Origin of the sequence: uncultured Corynebacterium sp. (assembly GCF_902489365.1) — a bacterium.
Lineage (GTDB): Bacteria > Actinomycetota > Actinomycetes > Mycobacteriales > Mycobacteriaceae > Corynebacterium.
The window spans coordinates 1-2,845 of sequence record NZ_CABTZR010000141.1 but is presented as its reverse complement, the minus strand read 5'-3'; the positions used below and the strand labels follow the sequence as shown (position 1 = coordinate 2,845).

The window sequence follows — 2,845 nt, the reverse complement described above, 5'->3', positions numbered from 1 at the left end:
GCCGCGGCCGCGCGGGCGCCCCCCCCCGCCCCCCGCACGCCGAAGATATCGCCGTAGTGTTCACCTCTCCGGAGGCCTACCTCGAGGCCAACGCCGGCTCGGCTTCTACCCCACTGGTCGACACGGTGCTGGTCACCCAGGATCCTTTTGGCCGCGGCGTTGTCGAAAGCGGCGGCGAGTTGCCGCTCGGCACCATCGACTTCGGCCCCACGGTGCGCTTTTACGGCGATCACTTCTATGGTTCCACCACTCCGCTTCCGGAGCTCTTCCCCACTGACATGGCCGCTGAGCGCGTGCTTTCACAGGGCTGGACGGACACTACCTCCTTCCAGCAGGCCGTCCTCAAACCGCTGGCTGCGGGAGGCTCCGCCGTCATCGTGGCAGGCCTGTGCTCGGCCGACCGCTTGGGGGAGATCGCGGAAAACGAGAAGGTCACCGTCCGCGCCTAGGCGGCGCCGTGAGATAGTGGAGCAATGTTCAGCTGGCTCTATATCTTCATCGGCGTGCTCATCCTCGTGGGCACTATCTGCCAGGGAACCATCGGATTCGGACTGGGCACCATCGCCACCCCGATCTTGGCGCTGATCAAGCCAGAGCTGGTTCCCACGCTCATTCTCCTGCTGGCCTTCGTCATCTCAACTACCACGATGCTCAAAGCGCGCTCGGCGGTGTCCTGGGACATCGTGGCCATCTCTTCCATCGCACGAATACCCGGCTCGCTGCTCGGCGCGTGGGCGATTGCCTCCCTCTCCCACCGCGGGCTGTCCATTTTCATCGGTTGCGCCGTCATCTTCGCCATGACCTTGTCCAGCCTCGGCTGGTCACCTAAGCGCACCACCACCAACATCGCGGTGGCGGGCGTTGCCTCCGGATTCTTGGGCACATCGACCTCTATCGGTGGTCCGCCCATGGCCTTAGTTATGAAGGGCTACGACCCAGCCCGCATCCGTGGCACCTTGTCGGGCACGTTCATCATCGGCTGCACCATCTCGCTGACAATTTTGGCCCTCAGCGGGCAAATCACCAGCCTGCAGCTCACCGCCGCTGCAGCATACCTGCCGGTGGCCATCGTGGGGCTCATCGCCGCCGGTTACCTCAACCAATTCATCAATGCCAGGGTGCTCAACCGCATCGTCATCGTCGTGGCTATCAGCGCGGCCGTGGCGCTTATTGTTGAGGGGCTCGTGGCTGCCTAGCGCCCGCGTCCTACTGCCAGGACCTCGCTCCACACTGCCCGATCTGCCAAAGTTATCGCCGCTGATTCAAGATCTGGCAATAACTTCGTCATCTAGGGCAGTTGGGCGGCTGCGGGACGTCGGGCGGTTCAGGCGGCAAATACCCCAAGTGCTCGCTGTATTCCCATGGCTTGGGCTTGGGCGGCAACACTCCCTCATGCCAGAAGCCGATGAATTTGAAGTAGCGCTTCTCAAAATCCGGATTCCTGGCATTGGCTATCTGGTCGATGACATAGTCCAGATGATGTGCCACACAATGACCTGTGTAGCGCAGAGTTAACCACCCAATCAGTGCGCCCTCATTGTTCTTCCAATGGTCCCGCAGCCATGCCTCTTGCTGGGAATGGAATTTCATCCCGTTGATTTCAACCGCAACCTTGAGCTCTGGGAGCACGATGTCCCAGGTGTAGTGGCCGATAACAACGTTGCACTCAACCTTGAGCCCACGCCTTTTCAATCCCTTAGCCACCTTGACCTCCGCACCGGAATCCGTGAACAACGCGGCTTGTTCCAGCATCCGTTGGCTGGCGACAGGGGTGACATTGAGTGCTTCGCGGTGGCTGTCCAAGCGAGCACGCCCCGCCTTCGAGGAATAGATGGATTCAAAGACGCGAATCCCCAGCTCAGGGGTAACAGACTTCATGGCGACAAGAGGATTGAGAATCCGGATCCCCGACAAAGTCACAAAGCTAGTGACGCTCACCCGAGAGTGCACATAGAAGGTTGATTTCGGCATCCTCTCCACGCTGGCGAGCCTCAGTGGAAAAGTGACAGGCTTGCCAAGGAGTACCTGGGCTGCCGTTGTACCTGTCGCCTTGAGGAATGGCCGGTTCTCCTGCAACAGCTTCAAAAGCTCTAAAGGCTCGGGCCTGCCCCAGACGTAGAGTCCCTTGGCAAGTCGTGTAATCTCCCCACGGCTCACACGAGTTGCAAGTGCACCTTTGGATAGACCGCGCACGATGCCATGGTTCATGTCATTTCCCCCCGGAAAGTAGGACTCCACGCTAACATGGCGCCCTACCACGTGCCGAGCAACTGCCTGATCTGCCAAAGTTATAGCCTCTGATTCAAGATCTGGCCAGAACTTTGGCAACAACGGCAGTTATCTCCTTGAAGCGAGCAAGAGGTATCACCGCCCAGCGCCAAAAAGCGGGCCCTAGCGCAGCGAGCCCTCAATAAAACTACGGAACCGCCGAGCAATCTGCGCTATATCCTGCCCCGCAAAGTGCCCCGGGGACCAGGCCGCGACCAGCGGCACACCGCCTAGGATGCGCTCGCCATCGACGACATCAAAGCCCACCAGCCGCGCCGGCTGCAGCTCCGTCATTAAAGCTACGGCTCGCCCGGCACGCGCCAAGGCGCATAGCGTCGCCGTATCATCGCACTCCACGTGCGAGCCTAAGGCATAGCCAGCCGTGCCCACGAAGGAATCCACCACCCCGCGGGACACACTGCGCCGCGAGGGCAGCGCCACATTCTCCTGCAGCAAGCGCTCGACATCCACGGTTGTCGAACCCGCGCACTCCAGCGCCAGCGGGTGCGTCGGCGGCACCCAGGCGCGCACCGGAATCGGGCCCAGCGGCAAGGAGGCCACCTCTCTGCGCGTCGGG

The 2,845-nt window shown here is 61.2% G+C and carries 3 protein-coding genes and 1 pseudogene; 2 read left to right on the top strand and 2 right to left on the bottom strand.

From position 1 onward, the window contains the following. Together RDN59_RS11850 and RDN59_RS11845 are read left to right on the top strand one after the other, a co-directional pair. Positions 1–449, top strand: a pseudogene (locus tag RDN59_RS11850) (TIGR03089 family protein); the annotation flags it as partial. A gap of 24 nt (positions 450–473) precedes the next feature. Then, positions 474–1,196: a sulfite exporter TauE/SafE family protein gene (locus RDN59_RS11845; RefSeq protein ID WP_308608008.1), complete on the top strand. Its 723-nt coding sequence runs from the start codon at positions 474–476 to the stop codon at positions 1,194–1,196. A gap of 88 nt (positions 1,197–1,284) precedes the next feature. Here RDN59_RS11845 and RDN59_RS11840 read toward each other — a convergent pair whose 3' ends face one another. Then, positions 1,285–2,208, bottom strand: coding sequence for a type IV toxin-antitoxin system AbiEi family antitoxin domain-containing protein (locus RDN59_RS11840; protein WP_308608007.1), 924 nt, complete (start codon positions 2,206–2,208; stop codon positions 1,285–1,287). 183 nt (positions 2,209–2,391) lie between these two features. Further along, a partial coding sequence (locus RDN59_RS11835) for a LysR family transcriptional regulator substrate-binding protein (RefSeq protein ID WP_308608006.1) occupies positions 2,392–2,845 on the bottom strand: 454 nt, incomplete at its 5' end.

What these genes read in the sequence shown, in the direction of transcription:
- RDN59_RS11845 (WP_308608008.1), top strand. Translation starts at nt 474, where the DNA reads ATGTTCAGCTGGCTCTATATCTTCATCGGCGTGCTCATCCTCGTGGGC.
- RDN59_RS11840 (WP_308608007.1), bottom strand. Translation starts at nt 2,208, where the DNA reads ATGAACCATGGCATCGTGCGCGGTCTATCCAAAGGTGCACTTGCAACT.